15 protein-coding genes are annotated in these 18,523 nt (G+C 42.6%); 14 read left to right on the top strand and 1 reads right to left on the bottom strand.

The window, feature by feature from the left end:
• Positions 1-33: 33 nt before the first annotated feature.
• Entirely contained in the window at positions 34-1,788 is a 1,755-nt protein-coding gene (gene aspS / locus JKG61_RS21220) for an aspartate--tRNA ligase (protein ID WP_202105018.1), read from the bottom strand.
• A 413-nt stretch (positions 1,789-2,201) separates the two neighbouring features.
• On the opposite strand from aspS, the gene mraZ reads away from it, so the two are divergent.
• From mraZ to JKG61_RS21150, 14 genes are all read left to right on the top strand, one after another.
• Positions 2,202-2,672, top strand: coding sequence for a division/cell wall cluster transcriptional repressor MraZ (mraZ, locus tag JKG61_RS21215; protein WP_133582511.1), 471 nt, complete (start codon positions 2,202-2,204; stop codon positions 2,670-2,672).
• A complete protein-coding gene (gene rsmH / locus JKG61_RS21210; protein WP_202105017.1) occupies positions 2,665-3,579 on the top strand; it encodes a 16S rRNA (cytosine(1402)-N(4))-methyltransferase RsmH in 915 nt (304 codons plus the stop codon). Before mraZ ends, rsmH begins: the two co-directional genes overlap by 8 nt.
• A 55-nt stretch (positions 3,580-3,634) precedes the next feature.
• Positions 3,635-4,045 carry an FtsL-like putative cell division protein gene (locus JKG61_RS21205; protein ID WP_202105016.1) on the top strand — a complete coding sequence of 137 codons (411 nt, stop codon included), beginning with the start codon at positions 3,635-3,637 and terminating at the stop codon, positions 4,043-4,045.
• A 17-nt stretch (positions 4,046-4,062) separates the two neighbouring features.
• A complete protein-coding gene (locus JKG61_RS21200) occupies positions 4,063-6,180 on the top strand; it encodes a penicillin-binding protein (protein ID WP_202105015.1) in 2,118 nt (705 codons plus the stop codon).
• A 2-nt stretch (positions 6,181-6,182) separates the two neighbouring features.
• Positions 6,183-7,637, top strand: coding sequence for a UDP-N-acetylmuramoyl-L-alanyl-D-glutamate--2,6-diaminopimelate ligase (locus tag JKG61_RS21195; protein WP_202105014.1), 1,455 nt, complete (start codon positions 6,183-6,185; stop codon positions 7,635-7,637).
• A gap of 9 nt (positions 7,638-7,646) precedes the next feature.
• Positions 7,647-8,891, top strand: a complete 1,245-nt coding sequence (mraY, locus tag JKG61_RS21190) for a phospho-N-acetylmuramoyl-pentapeptide-transferase (RefSeq protein WP_202105013.1) — start codon at positions 7,647-7,649, stop codon at positions 8,889-8,891.
• 1 nt (position 8,892) lies between these two features.
• Positions 8,893-10,266 carry a UDP-N-acetylmuramoyl-L-alanine--D-glutamate ligase gene (murD, locus tag JKG61_RS21185; RefSeq protein ID WP_202105012.1) on the top strand — a complete coding sequence of 458 codons (1,374 nt, stop codon included), beginning with the start codon at positions 8,893-8,895 and terminating at the stop codon, positions 10,264-10,266.
• Between the two features lie 118 nt (positions 10,267-10,384).
• Positions 10,385-11,578, top strand: a complete 1,194-nt coding sequence (locus JKG61_RS21180) for an FtsW/RodA/SpoVE family cell cycle protein (protein WP_021071414.1) — start codon at positions 10,385-10,387, stop codon at positions 11,576-11,578.
• A 57-nt stretch (positions 11,579-11,635) separates the two neighbouring features.
• On the top strand, positions 11,636-12,730 hold the full coding sequence (murG, locus tag JKG61_RS21175; RefSeq protein WP_202105011.1) for an undecaprenyldiphospho-muramoylpentapeptide beta-N-acetylglucosaminyltransferase: 1,095 nt from the start codon (positions 11,636-11,638) through the stop codon (positions 12,728-12,730).
• An 11-nt stretch (positions 12,731-12,741) separates the two neighbouring features.
• Positions 12,742-14,094 carry a UDP-N-acetylmuramate--L-alanine ligase gene (gene murC, locus JKG61_RS21170; protein ID WP_202105010.1) on the top strand — a complete coding sequence of 451 codons (1,353 nt, stop codon included), beginning with the start codon at positions 12,742-12,744 and terminating at the stop codon, positions 14,092-14,094.
• Position 14,095: 1 nt separating this feature from the next.
• Positions 14,096-14,914, top strand: a complete 819-nt coding sequence (locus JKG61_RS21165; RefSeq protein WP_202105009.1) for a cell division protein FtsQ/DivIB — start codon at positions 14,096-14,098, stop codon at positions 14,912-14,914.
• Positions 14,915-14,937: 23 nt separating this feature from the next.
• Positions 14,938-16,302, top strand: a complete 1,365-nt coding sequence (gene ftsA / locus JKG61_RS21160) for a cell division protein FtsA (RefSeq protein WP_133582522.1) — start codon at positions 14,938-14,940, stop codon at positions 16,300-16,302.
• Positions 16,303-16,432: 130 nt separating this feature from the next.
• Positions 16,433-18,142, top strand: coding sequence for a cell division protein FtsZ (ftsZ, locus tag JKG61_RS21155; protein WP_202105008.1), 1,710 nt, complete (start codon positions 16,433-16,435; stop codon positions 18,140-18,142).
• 150 nt (positions 18,143-18,292) lie between these two features.
• A complete protein-coding gene (locus JKG61_RS21150) occupies positions 18,293-18,469 on the top strand; it encodes a histone H1 (protein ID WP_202105007.1) in 177 nt (58 codons plus the stop codon).
• Positions 18,470-18,523 lie beyond the last annotated feature (54 nt).

Below are 18,523 nucleotides of genomic sequence, written 5' to 3'. Positions count from 1 at the left end.
AAACCCCTCGTATTATAGGTGTGTTAGTTTTTATTATGATTTAATGTTTAAGGCAAGACTCAGTTCCTCGAGTTGAGTTGGGTCTATTTTTGCTGGGGCGTCGATCATGACATCTCGGCCCGAATTGTTTTTAGGGAACGCTATAAAGTCACGTATGGTCTCTTGTCCACCCAATATAGCGGTAAGACGATCCAAGCCGAAAGCTAATCCTCCGTGTGGCGGAGCTCCATATTGAAATGCATTCATCAAGAAGCCAAATTGTTCCTGTGCCTGCTCGGCGGTAAAACCAAGATGTTTGAACATCAAGGCTTGTGTTTCTTTGTCGTGGATACGGATAGATCCACCACCGATTTCGTTACCATTCAGTACCAAGTCGTACGCATTGGCTCTGACTTTACCTGGATCGGTATCGAGTAAGTGCATGTCCTCTTTCTTAGGAGAGGTGAATGGGTGGTGCATCGCATGATAGCGCTGGGTATCTTCGTCCCATTCGAGTAATGGGAAATCAACAACCCATAGTGGAGCAAATTCATCGGGTTTACGTAGGCCCATACGGTTGCCCAACTCCATGCGCAATGCGCTCAGTTGTCCACGAGTTTTGTTTGCCGGACCAGAGAGGACGAGAATTAAATCTCCTGCTTTTGCTCTAGTTGCTTCGGCCCATTTTGCCAGATCCTCCTGGTCGTAGAATTTGTCTACAGAAGATTTGAACGATCCGTCAGCTTCGCATTTAACATAGACCATGCCCAATGCACCTACCTGAGGACGCTTGACCCAGTCGATTAGACCGTCGATCTCTTTGCGTGTGTAGCTGGCAGCTCCGGGTACCGCGATACCAACGACAAGTTCTGCGTTATTAAATACCGCAAACTCTTTGTGTTGTGCTACTGTATTCAATTCGCCAAACTCCATGCCGAAACGGATATCGGGTTTGTCATTACCATATTTGCGCATGGCTTCGTCGAAAGTCATACGTGGGAAAGCGTCGATATCAATATTGTGAATTGATTTTAACAAATGTCTAGTCAGTCCTTCAAATACGTTTAAGATATCTTCTTGTTCAATGAAAGACATTTCACAGTCGATCTGCGTGAATTCCGGTTGACGGTCTGCACGAAGGTCTTCATCTCTAAAGCATTTTACAATCTGGAAATATTTGTCCATGCCGCCAACCATCAATAACTGTTTGAAGGTCTGTGGGGATTGTGGTAGTGCATAGAATTGTCCGGGGTTCATACGCGAAGGCACCACAAAGTCACGTGCACCTTCAGGTGTAGACTTAATAAGGTATGGTGTCTCTATCTCGCAGAAGTCAAGGTTGGAAAGGTAGTTTCTGACCGCTTGGGTTACCTTATGTCTGAATAATAGACTATTCTTGACCGGATTGCGGCGGATGTCAAGATAACGGTATTTCATACGGATATCTTCGCCACCATCAGTTTCATCTTCGATGGTGAAAGGAGGAAGCTGTGCTTCGTTTAAAATTGTCAGTTCAGTGACTAGAACTTCAATTTCTCCTGTAGCAAGATTCGCATTTTTGGACTCGCGTTCGATGACCGTTCCCTTTACTTGAATGACATATTCACGGCTTAACGACTTTGCCAACTTCATTACTTCGGTCGAGGTACGTACTTCATCAAAAATAAGCTGTGTGATTCCATATCTGTCCCGAAGATCTACCCAGATCATAAAACCTTTATCCCGGCTCTTTTGAACCCAACCCGAAAGTGTAATTTCTTTGTTGACATCGGCTACACGTAGCTCGCCACAATTATGACTTCTATACATTATATAAAGTAAAAACTTAAAAACTAAAATTATGCCAAGGGTGGTATCTCGCGGCACCTATGGCTAATGTGCAAAATTATTGGATTTGAAGGAGAATAACGAATGATGGGCAATTAATAATTTCGAGCTTTCGGGCCTACCACTTTGCCCCACAGTTTTTGAAAATGAAGGTTTTTTTTGGAGTTTTTAAGGATTGGTGTTACTTGTTGTGCTACTGCTATTTAGAAAATATTGAATTTTGGATTTTATTGATAATCAGTAATTAGGTGTCTTTTTGGACGTTCAGTGCACTTTTTTTAAGTGCTTTGTAGATTAAGTTCTATGTGGAAAACTTTTTTGTGGGGGATTGTGGGGGATTGTGGGAGAAAGTGTATACTTTTACATTTGAAATATAATTTAGCATAATTAGCTCAATGATTCAGCTCATCGGAGAATTCGAATGTAAGTTGGACGCCAAAGGTAGATTGGTGGTTCCCGCTGCGCTCAAACGGCAGTTGCCGGATGTGGAGCAGGAGGGGCTTATTGTGAATAGAGGTTTCGATAAGAATCTTGTTATTTATACGCGAGAGGAATGGGATAAACAAGCTGCTAAGATTTCAAAGTTGAATACATTTAATGCGAAGAACAGGGAGTTTGTCCGTCAGTTTATGCGTGGAGCGACTATTTTGTCTTTGGATTCGGCAGGACGTGTGTTGTTGCCGAAGGTGCTTTTAGACTATGCGAATATTGAGGGAGATGTAGTGTTGGCTTGTCAGTTTGATAAAGTGGAGGTGTGGCCGAAAGCCGTATACGATGAGAAAATGGATCTGGGAGATGGGGAGGATTTCTCTGCATTGGCTGAGGAAGTGATGGGTAGTTTAGATTTTGGAGGTTTAGATGGCTAGCGAAGAAGTATATCATGTCCCGGTTATGCTCCATGAGTGTATGGAGGGGTTGGCTATTAAGCCAGATGGTGTGTATGTGGATGTGACTTTTGGAGGTGGCGGGCATTCGCGGGAGATCTTGAAGCATCTTGGATCAAATGGTCGCCTGGTTGCTTTTGATCAGGATCCGGATGCACTACGAAATAAAATTGATGACGAACGTTTTGTGTTGGTTCATCAGAATTTCAGGTTTTTGAAAAATTCTCTCCGTTTGGAGGGAATCCGGCAAGTGGACGGTATATTGGCAGATTTGGGCGTTTCGTCGCATCAGTTTGATGATGCAGAACGTGGTTTTTCCATTCGTTTTGATGCGGATTTGGATATGCGGATGGATCAGGTGTCGGATTTGGATGCACGCAGGGTGCTGAATACGTATTCGGAGGAAGAGTTGCACCGGATTTTTGGGATGTACGGTGAAGTGCAGAATGCAAAGTCTCTAGCAAAAACGATCGTGACAGCGCGCTTGACAAAGTCTATCGAGACTGTTGCCGAGCTTAAAGAGGTTATAAAGAAGATGGTTCCTCGTGGAAAGGAACATAAATATCATGCGCAGGTTTTTCAGGCTTTGCGTATCGAAGTGAACAAAGAGCTGGAAGCATTGCAGGAGTTTTTGTTGCATACGATTTCAGTGTTGAAGCCTGAGGGTAGATTGGTTGTGATGTCTTATCATTCATTGGAAGATAGGCTGGTCAAGAATTTTATGCTGAAAGGTAAGTTTAAGGGTGAGGTGGAGAAGGATTTTTTCGGAAATGAAATCAAGCCGTTTAAGATTGTGACGCGTAAGGCGATTACAGCATCGGATACAGAGCTTGCTGAAAATAACAGATCGAGAAGTGCGAAGTTGAGGGTTGCTGAAAAGCTGGCCTAGGGGAGGGTGAGAGTAATGGCGTTTGACGGAAGTCGAGCGTGTAAAATAAATAAGGATGTCTAGAAAAAACACGATACGTAATAAAGAGTTGAGTGAGGATGTTCAGGAGGAGATGTCTGAGGCGGTAGAGGAAAAAGTAGAGGAGACGCAGAATTTTATTCGGACTATATTTTCTCCGGCTAAGATTTCTACCTATCTGGTGACAAAGAATCTGCCTTTTATTGCTTTTCTGGTTTTATTGACATTGATATATATATCAAATCGGCATCTGGCCGAGCGTACGGTGAGGCAGATCGATCGGTTGGGTAAAGAAGTGAAAGAGTTGAGTTGGGATTATAAATCATTGTCTGCGGAGTTGATGAAGTTAACGACCCAGACAGAGATTGCAAAGAGGGCGGATACGTTGGGTTTGAAAGAGCGAACGGAGCCGCCGATAAAACTCGAGGTTTTAAAAGAGAAAAAATAGAATAGCGCTTAGGTGGTATGAATATTAGAAAGTCCATATTGGTAAGAGTGTACCTGGCTTTCGGGCTTATGGTATTTGGGGCTTTGGCAGTATTTGCCAAGCTGCTTCACTTGCAGTATGTAGACGGTAAAGAATGGAAGGCTATAGCGGATAGTCTGACGGTTCAAGAGCGTGTGGTTGAGGCCGCTAGAGGGAATATTTTTTCGAATGATGGAAGTTTGTTAGCGACTTCGGTGCCGGAATATGAAATTCGATTCGATGCAATGGCGATCCCTACGGAACATAATGATGTTTTCAATTTGAAAGTGGATTCTTTAGCAAGCAGATTAGCGGGTTTCTTTAAAGATCGCTCGTCACGGCAATATTTAAACTTGTTGAAGGATGCGCGGAGTAAAAAGCAACGCTACGTTTTGATTAAGAGAGCGGTTTCGCATCAGGATTTAAAAGTGTTGAAGACTTTTCCGCTAATGCGGACCTTTAGAGAAGGTAAAACACGATTTTCGAGCAGTATGGTTTCGGTAAGGCAAAACAAACGCATTTTACCTTTTACCAATTTAGCTGCTCGTACGATTGGGTATAAAAATGATGAATATCGAGTGGGGTTGGAAGGGGCATATGGGGATTATATCGAAGGTAAAAGTGGGGCGCAGATGATGCAACGTATCGCTGGAGGTGTGTGGGTGCCCCTGAATAGGGAGGTGGAGGTGGCTCCTGTAGATGGGTCGGATATTATTGCGACGATCGATGTCAATATGCAGGATATGGCTCAACGAGCCCTAGGTAAGCAGATGAAGATCTCAAATGCGGATGAAGGGTGTGTGATTTTGATGGAGGTAGAAACGGGTGAGGTGCGGGCGATTGCAAATTTCACGAAAGATAAGGACGGTGAGTATCGGGAAAAGTTCAATTATGCTATAGCGCAATCGGCGGATCCTGGATCGACGTTTAAATTGGCTTCTTATCTGGCGGCTTTGGATGACGGTCTTATTGATACGAATACGATGGTCGATGTGGGAAATGGTACGTATAAGGTGCCTTCGCATACAATTCGTGATTCACATGCGCCCAAAAAGTCAGTGATGACGGCAAAAGAAGGTTTTGAGGTCTCATCCAACGTGGCTATCACGAAGCTAATCAACCTGAAGTATGGTGACAATCCTTCGAAATTTACTTCAAAATTGCATAGCTGGGGGTTGAACGAGCCTTTAGGCTTACAGATTCCAGGGGAAGGAAAACCGGTGGTAAAGACACCGAAAAATAAAAGCTGGAGCAAGTTGTCTTTGGTGCAGATGGCCTATGGTTATGAATTGTTGCTTACACCCTTGCAGACTTTAGTGTTGTATAATGGTGTTGCTAATGATGGTAAGATGGTCGCACCTCTGTTTGTGAAGGAAATAAGACATTTGGGAAATACGGTTGAAAAGTTTGAGGCACGGGTTATCAGTAAGCAAATGGCCTCAAAAAGTGCTATTACAGAGATGCAGGTTATGTTGGAAGGTGTGATGACGGAGGGAACTGGGAAGAAATTGACTAGCCCATTGTATGCGTCTGCAGGAAAAACGGGTACGGCGCAGATGGCGGATAACGCACGAGGGTATGGAGCGCGTAGGTATCAATCTTCGTTTGCCGGTTATTTTCCGGCAAAGAATCCGAAATATTCCATGATCGTGGTGATACGTAATCCGCGTAACGGATATTATGGTGGTTCGGTGGCAGGGCCGGTATTTAAAGAGTTAGCAGATATGGTGTATGCGAATGATTTGTCTTTACACGGTTCATTTGCAACTCGAAATGTAAATGTTGCTGGTGTTAAAACGCCATTGACGTTAGGTGGTTCTAAAGAAGCTTCGACCAAAGTGTACGAAGCTTTAGGTTTTAGGTCTTATAACTGGAATGCGATTGCGCAGGGAACGGTGTCTGATAGTTCTAATAAGGGAGTTCCTTTTGTAGAAGTTTTGGTTCGTGAGGGGGTGGTGCCGAATGTCGTTGGGATGGGCTTGGTCGATGCTCTGTATACCATGGAGAACGCAGGTTTTAAGAGCCGGATTGTGGGCAAAGGAAAGGTTGTGTCTCAGTCTTTAATACCAGGTGAAAAGTTGAAAATAGGGACAAATGTTGAACTTCAATTGAATTAGATATGATGTTAAAAGAATTATTGCATGCAGTGCCTGTCATACAGGTTGAAGGGTCGCTCGAAGTGGAGATTACTTCGGTGTGCTTTGATTCTAGAGAAGTGAAAGCAGGATCGCTGTTCGTAGCGGTACAAGGTGTACATACAGATGGCCACCTCTTTATAGAGAAGGTGGCTGCGCTCGGTGCGGCAGCCGTGGTGGTAGAGGAACTGCCGAAAGATATGCTCGATACCGTGACTTATTTGTTGGTGAATGATAGTGCCTATGTATTGGGGCTTATTGCGGGCAATTTTTATAGTAATCCGTCGAAAGACCTGAAGTTAGTGGGAGTGACCGGGACTAACGGAAAGACTACGGTGGCGACATTGTTATTTAATTTGTTTGATCATTTGGGATATCATGTCGGATTGTTGTCTACTGTGGAAAATCGTGTCGGTGATCGTATAATCCCCGCAACGCACACGACTCCGGATCCCGTGGTGCTGAATAAGTTGCTGCGTGAAATGATAGATGAGGGGTGTGATTATTGTTTTATGGAAGTCAGTTCGCATGCTGTGGTACAACAACGTATAGCAGGTCTGCGGTTTGCCGGAGGAATATTTACGAATATCACGCATGATCACCTGGATTTTCACAAGACATTCAGTAATTATATCAAAGCGAAGAAGCGCTTTTTTGATGAGTTGGACCGCTATGCTTTTGCTTTGACCAATATCGATGATAAAAACGGTGCTGTGATGTTGCAGAACACATTTGGACATCGGAAGACTTATGGGTTACAGCATATGGCTGATTTTAAAGCTAAAGTAATCGAAAGCCATTTTGATGGTATGCTTTTGCAGATTGATGGGCAAGAAGTGTGGGTTAAACTAGTAGGCGGATTTAATGCTTATAATATTCTAGCGGTATATGGTGCTGCTATTTTGCTTGAACAGGAAACCTTAAAGGTATTGACCGCATTGAGTGAGATCACTGGTGCGGAGGGTCGCTTTGAAACAGTCCGTTCGGCTAAGGGGATTGTTGGAGTGGTCGATTATGCCCATACACCCGATGCCGTGGAGAATGTCCTCGAGACGATTCAGCAATTGCGCACCGGAACACAGCAAATTATTACCGTGCTGGGGTGTGGTGGAGATCGCGATCGGACCAAACGTCCAGAAATGGCTAAAGTGGCTTTGAAGTACAGCGACAAAGTTATTATTACTTCAGATAATCCGCGTACAGAGGATCCGCTGGCTATTATCAAGGAAATGGAAGCAGGAGTACCTGCCGATAAAAAGAAAAATACGTTTAGTATCTCGGACCGGAGGGAAGCTATCCGTGCGGCCTGCCATTTGGCATCGCCTGGGGACATTGTGCTGATTGCCGGAAAGGGACACGAGAAATATCAAGAAATCAATGGCGTGCGTCATCATTTTGATGATCGTGAGGAATTAGAAAATACATTTAACGAACAATAACAAGAGCCGATGTTATATTATTTATTTACTTGGTTACAAGAGCACTTACATATTCCTGGGGCGGGGTTGTTTCAGTACATCTCGTTTAGGACGGCAATGGCGGTTATTGTCTCTTTGATTATTACTACAGTCTTTGGTAGCCGTTTGATCCGGTTGTTGCATAAAAAGCAGGTCGGTGAGACTATTCGCGACTTAGGGCTAGAAGGGGAGAAAAAGAAGCAGGGTACACCCACGATGGGAGGATTGATTATTATTGCAGGTATTCTGATCCCGACATTATTGTTTGCCAAGTTGGATAATATTTATGTTATCATCATGATCATTACGACTCTTTGGATGGGAGCTATTGGTTTTCTAGATGATTATATCAAGGTCTTTCGTAAGAATAAAGAGGGATTGGCTGGCCGATTTAAGGTGATTGGTCAAGTGGGATTAGGTACGTTGATTGCGATAACGATGTATTTCCATCCGGATATCGTGGTGCGGGAGCAGGTGACAAATCCGAGTTCATCGCGACCTGTGGAGGTGATCATCAATCCACAGACAGGTGAAAAGACGTATGCCGAAAATGTGAAGTCAACGAAGACAAACATTCCGTTTTACAAAAACAATGAGTTTGACTATTCCAAGGTATTAGACGTTGTTGGTTTAGAAGGCAAGTGGCCTACTTTTTTTCTATTCCTTTTTGTTGTTGTATTTATTGTGACAGCAGTGTCGAATGGAGCGAATATAACGGATGGTATAGATGGATTGGCGACGGGAACGTCGGCAATTATAGGGATTACTCTCGCGATACTGGCGTATGTATCGGGTAATATTATCTTCTCGGATTATTTGAATATCATGTATATCCCGAATTCGGGAGAACTGGTGATTTTTGCGGGAGCATTTATAGGAGCCTGTACTGGGTTCTTATGGTACAATGCTTACCCTGCGCAGGTATTTATGGGAGATACAGGATCGTTGATGATCGGAGGCAATATCGCAGCATTCGCTATCCTGATCCGTAAGGAATTGTTGATTCCGGTGCTGTGTGGTGTGTTCTTGATTGAGTTGGTCTCGGTTATTACGCAGGTTTCCTATTTTAAGTATACGAAGAAGAAGTTTGGTGAAGGGCGACGCATTTTCTTAATGTCTCCGTTGCATCATCATTACCAAAAGAAAGGATATCACGAAGCCAAGATTGTAACCCGATTTGTAATTGTGGGTGTGATTCTGGCGATTTTAACCATAGTAACGTTGAAAGTTAGATAAGATGGCAAATATTGCAAATACATATTATCCACAGCAAGGTCGCTTAGTGATTCTGGGAGCAGGAGAGAGCGGCGTTGGAGCTGCTATCCTGGGTAAGGATAAGGGGTTTGATGTATTCGTATCCGACCTAGGGGTAATAGCAGAATCTTATCAGAAGCAGTTGCAAGATGAAGGAATCGCTTTTGAAAGCGGTCAGCATACAGAAGCGGCTATTTTGAATGCAGATGTGATTGTCAAGAGCCCCGGTATTCCGGAGAAGGCGCCCTTAATAAAAAAGCTGAGAGAAGCGGGTATTCCACTTATTTCAGAAATCGAATTTGCTGCGCAATATACCGATGCTCGTTTGATCTGTATTACGGGATCGAATGGGAAGTCGACAACAACAATGTTGACACACTATATGTTGGAGAAGGCCGGCCTTCATGTGGGGTTGGCAGGCAATATCGGTAAGAGCTTTGCTTTGCAGGTAGCGCGTGCAGATTTTGATGTGTACGTCTTGGAGATATCGAGTTTTATGCTGGATGATATGTATCACTTTAGAGCAGATGTAGCTGTATTGTTGAATATTACTCCAGATCATTTGGATCGGTATGATTACAAGATGGAAAACTATGTGAACTCGAAGTTCAGAGTGATTCAGAATCAAACGGCTAACGATTTCTTTATCTACTGTAGCGATGATGAAGAGACGGTCAAAGCACTGCCGAGATTTGATATAAAAGCAATGATGCTACCGATGACACAAGAGGATGTCGTGTCGGTAGGTGCATATTTAAACGAGAAGAAAGAATTAATAATTAACATACCTAATAGAGAGATATTTGCGATGAATATTGAAGAGTTATCATTACAGGGAAGACACAACGTGTACAATAATATGGCGTCAGGTTTGGTCGCTAAAGTACAAGAGTTGCGCAATCAGACGATGAAGGAGAGTATGGGCTCTTATGTCAATATACCGCACCGATTGGAGCATGTGGCATTTATAGGTGGTGTCAATTATATCAACGATTCTAAGGCTACCAACGTGAATTCGGTATGGTATGCGTTGGAAAGCTTTTCGCCAGATATCGTTCTTCTGTTAGGAGGGGTAGATAAAGGAAATGATTATGATATGTTGCGCGATTTGGTGAAGCAAAAGGTTAAAGCGATTATCTGTATCGGTAAGGATACTTCACGCATTCATGATGCATTTGAAGATGAGGTAGACGTGATTGTAAATAGTGCTTCTATGGATGACGCTGTACAGATCGCATCGCATCTTGCTAAAAAAGGAGATACTGTATTGTTGTCACCTGCTTGCGCAAGTTTTGATTGGTTTAAAAATTACGAAGAACGAGGAGATAAATTTAAAGATGCTGTAATGGCGTTGTAGGTTAGGTAGTTAATAAGTTAGCAAGTGAAAGAGTTAATAAGTTATCAAGGTTTTGAATTTGTAAAGACAACCCGATAACAGGTTCACTTGATAGCTCAATAATAGAGGAAAAAAGATAATGGAACAGATATTTGCAAAACTTAAAGGAGACAAGTGGATCTGGATTATCGTGATAATTCTATCAGGATGGTCTCTGCTTGCTGTGTATAGTTCTGTAGGTACGTTGGCTTATAAAGAAGGAAAAGGGACGGAGCTGTATCTGTTTAAGCATTTTTCTATTGTAGCTGTGGGGTTGCTTTTGATGTATCTGTCCCATAAGTTGGATTACAAATGGTACGCAGGTATTTCGAAGATACTGATGGTTATTACAATCCCTTTACTGTTATATACGTTGATTTTCGGTAGTTCAGTGAATGAGGCATCGCGGTGGGTTACCATCCCAGTGATCAATCAGACATTCCAAACTTCGGATTTGGCAAAACTAGCTCTGATTACCTTCTTGGCGCGTATGTTGTCACGTAAGCAAGAGGAGATTAAGGATGTGAAGAAGTCCTTTGTTCCTATTATGGGGGCAGTCTGTGCGGTTTTTGTTTTGATTGCCTGGGCCAACTTGTCTACGGCGGTGATGCTTTTTGGAACCAGTGTTCTTTTGTTGTTGATTGGCCGTATTTCCTTTAGGCAGATTGCTATGGTTACGGCAGGTGTAGCGGTATTGGGAATAATAGTGATCTCTGTTGGTCCGCGACGGGCGACTTATTTCAGCCGTATTGAAGGTTTCTTCAAGACGGAGGAAGTGCACGAGACGAATGTTCCTTTTCAGGAGGATAAAAACTATCAGGCGAATAATGCTAAAATCGCAATTGCGACAGGTGGTATGTTTGGTCTGGGGCCTGGGAATAGCGTACAGCGTAATGTTTTGCCACACCCTTATTCGGATTTCATATTCGCGATTATAATTGAGGAATATGGTACGATGGGTGGCGTGATTCTGTTGTTTTTGTATTTGGCTTTGATGTATCGTTGTATTCGTATCGTAACGATGAGTCCACGTGCATTCGGTGCATTTTTGGCAGCAGGTTTAGGATTTAGTCTAACAATACAGGCTCTTGCAAATATGGCTGTGGCTGTAGGATTAGGGCCGGTGACAGGAGTTCCGCTTCCATTGGTGAGTATGGGTGGGACATCCATTTTGTTTACATCAGTGGCATTAGGGATAATTCTGTCTGTGAGTAGGAATATTGAAGAATTAAAAGGTAAAGAAGAATTGGACGAGGTGATAAAGCCTAAAAGGGTTGTCGTCGGTACAATTTGATTTTAAGGTAATAAGGTTAATAGAGTTATAGGTATTTCAATACTAAATACTAATAAAATGGCGCATAAAGTAATTATCAGTGGTGGCGGTACAGGAGGACATATCTTCCCTGCGATAGCAATTGCTAATGCTTTGCGCCGTATTGAGCCCGATGTTGAGATTCTGTTTGTTGGAGCCGAGGGAAAGATGGAGATGGAGAAAGTACCTGCGGCAGGTTATACGATAATCGGTTTGAATATTCAGGGGTTCAACCGTTCGTCTTTACTGAAAAATCTTTCTTTACCATTTAAGATGCTGGATAGTTTGTTGAAAGCAAGAAAGATTATCAAGGATTTTAAAGCTGACGTCGCTGTAGGTGTTGGTGGTTATGCTTCTGGTCCGTTGTTGATGATGGCAAATATGATGGGGGTGCCAACGCTGATTCAGGAGCAAAACTCTTTTGCTGGAAAGACAAATAAGAGCTTAGGCAAGAAAGCTAAGAAAGTCTGCGTTGCTTATGAGGGGATGGAGCAGTTCTTTGCAAAGGAAAAGGTGCTATTGACGGGAAATCCCATTCGCCGTACGTCGGTGGATATTGAAGGTAAAAAAGGAGAGGCTTTGGTTGATTTCGGTCTAGAGGCGGGTAAGAAAACTATTTTGGTGACGGGGGGAAGTCTAGGGGCGGGTACGCTCAATGACTGCGTGAAGAATAATATTGATAAGTTGAATGCGGCAGGTGTACAGGTCATCTGGCAATGCGGCGGGTACTATGTGGATAAGCTGACAGCAGAACTTGGAGGGAAACTTCCCAATAGCATTAAAATGTCTGCTTTCTTGCAGAAGATGGATTATGCATATGCTGCCGCAGATCTGATCGTGGCCCGTGCAGGAGCAGGTACAATCTCAGAACTATGTGTGGTCGGTAAGCCTGTTATTTTGGTGCCGTCGCCTAATGTAGCTGAGGACCATCAGACAAAAAATGCGATGGCATTAGTGAATAAGGACGCCGCAGTGATGGTGAAGGATGTGGAGGCGAGAGATGTGCTGGTGGATAAAATATTGGAATTATTAAATGATGCCCCTACATCGGAGAAGCTGGGGCAGAATATAGAAAAAATGGCCTTGCTAGATGCCGATGAGGTAATTGCAAAAGAGGTATTGAAATTAATCTAGGAATAGGGGATATGAACATTGATCAGATAAAGAAAGTTTATTTAATCGGTATCGGTGGTATCGGGATGAGTGGTCTGGCGCGTTACTTTCATAAACTGGGCTGTGAGGTGAGTGGATATGATAGAACGGAAACGGAACTAACTATGGCTTTGGCTAAGGAAGGTATCCCTGTGGTGTATGAAGATGATGTCACTACGGTCGAGGCGTCCTTTTCAGCACCATCGGAAGAAGCTTTGATTATCTATACGCCAGCGGTTCCTAAGGAATTGAAGATAAAGAACTATTTTCTGGATAAAGGCTTTGAGCTTTTCAAACGCTCACAGGTATTAGGGATTATCAGTGCTAGCCGTTTTACTATTGGAGTAGCGGGGACGCATGGCAAGACGACGACCTCAACTATGATTGCTCATATTTTGAAAGATTCCGGTTATGACTGCTCTGCATTCTTAGGGGGGATAAGTTCAAACTATAATACGAATGTGCTTTTTGGAGCAAATAATGTGGTGGTGGTCGAAGCAGATGAGTACGACCGTTCGTTTTTGACGCTACATCCGGATATCGCTATCGTGACATCTGCAGATGCGGATCATTTAGATATCTATGGCGATGAATCGCATTTGATCGAATCATTTGAGATGTATCTGGATAGGGTCGTAGATGGTGGAAAGCGGATTGTGAAAAAAGGCTTGCCTTTTAAAGGAGATATTAGCTATTCGCAGCATGTTGAAGCGGATGCTTATGCTAAAAATATACACGTTAAAGACTGTCAGTTTTATTTTGATTACGTGAGTCATGAAGTGACAATCGCGAATATTCTTTTAGGTATAGCGGGGCTTCACAATGTGGAGAATGCGGTAGCCGCGATTACGGTAGCGCGACTGTTGAAGATAGATGATTCAAAGATCGTCGACGCACTGGCTAATTTTAAAGGGGCTAAGCGTCGCTTTGAATTTATTGTTAGGAATGAGAAGCATATTTACATTGATGACTATGCGCATCATCCCGAAGAGCTAAGGGCTTTTTTGAGCTCTATGCGTAAACTTTATCCAGAGAAGAAATTGACGGTTGTATTTCAGCCTCATCTGTTTACCAGGACGCGTGATTTTATAGATGGATTTGCAGAGGTATTGGGTATGGCGGATGAGCTGTTGCTTATGGAAATATATCCTGCACGGGAATTACCTATCGAAGGAGTGACTTCGTCGTGGTTGTTGGATAAGGTCGACTTGTCGAACAAGCGCGTGGTGAGTCCACAGGAAGTTTTGGAGATCGCTAGGGATGAGCAGCCTGAATTGTTGGTAACAGTAGGGGCAGGAGATATCGATCGATTGGTGAAACCATTGAAAGAATTATTGGAGAGATAGTATGAGAAATATCAGATGGAGCATGGTTTTTTACGTTTTCTTAGGTCTAGTGATCTTTGTAGGCTTAGCTATGCTTATGGGTCTGGTATCAAAGAAGGATAGCCAACAACTATGTAAAGAGTTGAAAGTAGTTGTGGAGGGTAAGGAAACATTTATCGACCAACAGGATATTTCGAAGATGATCGATCAGAAATTCGGGTCAGTTGTCGGAAAAGAGTTGGCAGGTATAAAAGTACAACAGATAGAAGAAGCGATCGAAATGTTGCCTTATGTATCCAATGCGGAAGTACATCTGGATATGGATGGGACGATGCAGGTCACGGTACAGCAGCGCGAAGTCGTATTACGGGTGATCAACAAAGCCGGACGCGAGTACTATGTGGATCGCTTGGGCAAGAAAGTTCCCGTGACATTGAAATATGTGCCACATGTGATGGTAGCCAATGGCAATATCAGTGAAGGGTATAAGCAACCGCTGGAGATGGTCGAGTCCAAGTTAGTGCAGGATTTGGTACGTATAGCGGGACATGTTCGAGGCGATAATCTTTGGGAAAACCAAATTGTACAGATTTTTGTCAATGAACAGCGGGATATCGAATTGATTCCACGTGTAGGGCGGGAAGTCTTGGTGATCGGTTCGGCAGATTCTCTAGATTATAAGTTGAGAAGGCTAGAGGTGTATTACAAGAATATTCTGCCTAAGGTAGGCAGCGAGGCTTATGAAAAAGTGAACGTCAAATATGGCGGTCAGATCATCTGTGAGCGTAGGGGAAACTGGTTTATCGACAGTTTGCAGATGAAAATGAATATGAAAAATTAACAATACAGCATAATATACAGCATATGAAACCAAGAATTACAGACATTGAAAGAGAGAATCCAATCATCGTAGGATTGGATATCGGTACAACAAAGATTTGTGTTACTGTGGGGAGACGCAGTGGTTCTAATAAAATTGAGTTGTTGGGCGTTGGTAAAGCCGAATCTGCAGGAGTAAACCGTGGCGTGGTCGCTAATATTCAAAAGACCGTATTCAGTATCAGGGAAGCAGTTTCCTCGGCTGAAGGACAGTCCAATGTGGATATTAAAGTCGTAAATATCGGGATTGCAGGTCAGCACATCAAGAGCATCCAACATCGCGGTATTTTAACCAAAAGCGATGACGATGAAATAGGTAGAATCGATGTAGAGCGATTGATTTCGGATATGTATAAATTGGTTCTTCCTCCGGGAGAAGAGATTATCCATGTCTTGCCTCAGGAGTTTACAATAGATAATGAACCTGGTATCAAAGAACCTATCGGAATGGCAGGGCGTCGTATGGAAGCAAATTTCCATATCATCTCTGGACGGGTTACGGATATTAAAAACATCAAGAAGTGCGTTGATAATGCTGATCTTGAAGTTTCGTCCCTAGTGTTGGAGCCTTTAGCATCTTCCGAAGCTGTATTGGATGATGAAGAAAAAATGGCTGGTGTTGTTCTTGTTGATATTGGTGGAGGTACTACCGACGTGGCTATTTTCCACGAGGGAATCATCCGTCATACTGCTGTAATTCCATTAGGAGGTAATATTGTAACTGAAGATATCCGTCAAGGTTGTGCTGTACTTAGAAATCAGGCGGAGCAGTTGAAAGTGAGATACGGATCATCATTAGCGGATGAAAATAAAGAGAATGAGGTAATCTGTGTTCCGGGGATACGCGGACGTGACTCGAAAGAGATATCAGTGAAGAACTTGGCTTATATTATTCAGGCACGTATGGAAGAAATCATTGAGCACGTATACTACGAAATCAAATCTTCGGGATACGAGGATAAGTTGATTGCCGGTATTGTTATTACAGGTGGGGGGGCACAGTTGAAGCATTTGGTACAATTGGTCGAGTATATCACTGGAATAGATTGTCGCATCGGTTATCCAAATGAGTATCTAGCGAAGACGGATATGTTGAATAAGCAGACATTTGAGGAAATGAAGAGCCCAATGTATGCTACAAGTATTGGTCTTTTGATCAAAGGTATTCAGATCTTGGAAGACGAGGAAGCTGCAAATCACGAAATGGCGAGCAGAAAGACCGAAAAGGTACAGGTAAAAGAGATTGCTGAGAAGCAAAGTAAAAAGGAGAGCTGGTTTACGAAAATTATTTCAGAGTTCATTCGCGACAATCAAGAGATTGATGATGACACCTTTATAGGTAAGAAATAATTTTCAACACAACGTAGTTTTTTCCACATTTTAACAATTGTGGAAAACTGTTGTTAATAATTTGGTATTATTACATTCGAATTGTTGAGTTTCATTTTGATTGCTTGGCAGTTCATAAAAATAGGATATTATGTCGATACAATTTGAAATGTTAAAGGAGCAATCATCTATAATCAAGGTTATAGGTGTAGGTGGTGGCGGTGGTAATGCTGTCAATCACATGTACAAGCAAGGGATTAGTGGTGTAGATTTTATTGTGTGCAACACAGATGCGCAAGCGCTGGAGTTGAGCCCAATTCCTAACAAAGTACAATTGGGAGCTAGTCTTACAGAAGGTATGGGAGCTGGTGCAGATCCTGATGTGGGTGAAAACTCTGCTATCGAAAGTATCGACGATATCAAGCGGATGTTGGGCGCTAACACAAAGATGTTGTTCATCACGGCTGGAATGGGTGGAGGAACCGGAACTGGAGCTAGCCCTGTGTTGGCGAAGGCTGCAAAAGAGATGGGAATCCTTACAGTCGCGATTATTACTACTCCTTTTACATTCGAAGGTAAGAAACGTCGTTCGCAAGCGGAAGAAGGTTTGAGCGAGCTTCGTAAATATGTGGATTCATACCTTGTAATTTCTAATGATCGTCTACGTGAGATTTTTGGAAATTTGACGATGACTGCAGCATTCGCGAAAGCGGATGATATATTAACTACGGCTGCTAAAGGTATTGCTGAGATTATAACTATCCCTGGTTATGTCAACGTGGATTTTAAAGATGTGCGCACAGTTATGAACGATAGTGGTGTGGCGATTATGGGGAATCACGTTGCATCCGGAGACGATAGAGCGCTTAAAGCAGTAACAGGCGCATTAGCATCGCCGTTACTTAAGGATAATGAAATTGAGGGAGCTCGTTATATTTTGTTGAATATTACATCGGGTAAAACTGAGGTGACTATGGACGAGGTCGCAATTATTACTGATTTTATTCAAGAAAAGGCTGGACTGACTGCTGATTTGATTTGGGGTAACTGTGTGGATGAGGCATTGGAAGACGGTCTGTCTGTGACTATTATTGCCACAGGTTTCCAGACTTCGGAAGAACGGATTAAAGAAAAAGAGAAAGAAAAGGTTGCATTGCCGCTTACACCAGAAGCTCCAGCTCCTTTTGTTAAGCCAGTTGCGCAGAATCAATTCGCAGAGCGATCTACAGACACGAGAGTGGATAGCTATATAAAGCAAATCGTTCCTACGAACACTGCTGAAGCTCCTGTGGGTACACCTCAAGCTGATTTGTTTTCTACGCCGTCTAAACCAACAGGGTTTTCTAATTCTTCTGTGCAGGCTGAGCCTCAGATTGTTCGTCATACATTGGATATACAGGATGACTTTGTGGAGGACAAGGAAGAAAATCATGGATTTGAGTTAAAGACTTCTCCTTCTGTTTTCGAATTTAAGCTGCCTACGGTTTTTGATGCTTATGAAGAGAAGGTTGATGAAGAAGCTGCGAATCAGGTAAATAATATAGTAAACCCTTCTGTTGCTGCATCTCCAGTAACGGTTGGTAATTCTTCTGTTAAGGTTGAGGAAGATGTTAATTTCGAAGATCAATTGTTGAAGACGAAAGAACGTATTTTGAGACTTAAGGAATTAAGTATGAAACTCAAGTCATCTAATGGTTTGGCTGAGCTAGAGAATGAGCCTGCTTATAAAAGAAAGCAAAAAACGTTGGATGATGTGCCTCATTCTGCAGATTCACAAGTATCTCGTTTTACGTTATCTTTTGATGAAGGTATGACGGAGATACGTTCCAATAATTCGTTTTTACATGATAATGTAGATTAGTCGATAAAGTTTCTATTGCTGTATAACAAAAGGTCGGTTGTCTTTGATAGCCGACCTTTTGTATGTTACGTTTTGTTTTTTTTGGAAAAGATGTTAATTTAGGAATTAAACTAAATCTATAACAATATAAATCAGTAAATTATGGCAAGTATGGGCAAATTTCAGGAATTGAAAGCCTTAGTACATGGATTGGAGGTAGAGGCTGAAAAGTTTTACACGAAAGGGAACGGTGCTGCAGGGACGCGATTAAGAAAAGGTCTTCAAGACTTAAGAGGTCTTTCTCAAGAATTGCGATTAGGAATACAAGAGTTGAAAAATAAGAAATAAAAGAAGCTTACTTAATAGTGCTAGAAAAGAATAGGAGACGGTGTTTTTCTAGCA

The organism is Sphingobacterium faecale (genome assembly GCF_016746095.1).
Lineage (GTDB): Bacteria > Bacteroidota > Bacteroidia > Sphingobacteriales > Sphingobacteriaceae > Sphingobacterium > Sphingobacterium faecale.
This window is presented reverse-complemented; position numbering and strand designations above follow the sequence as displayed.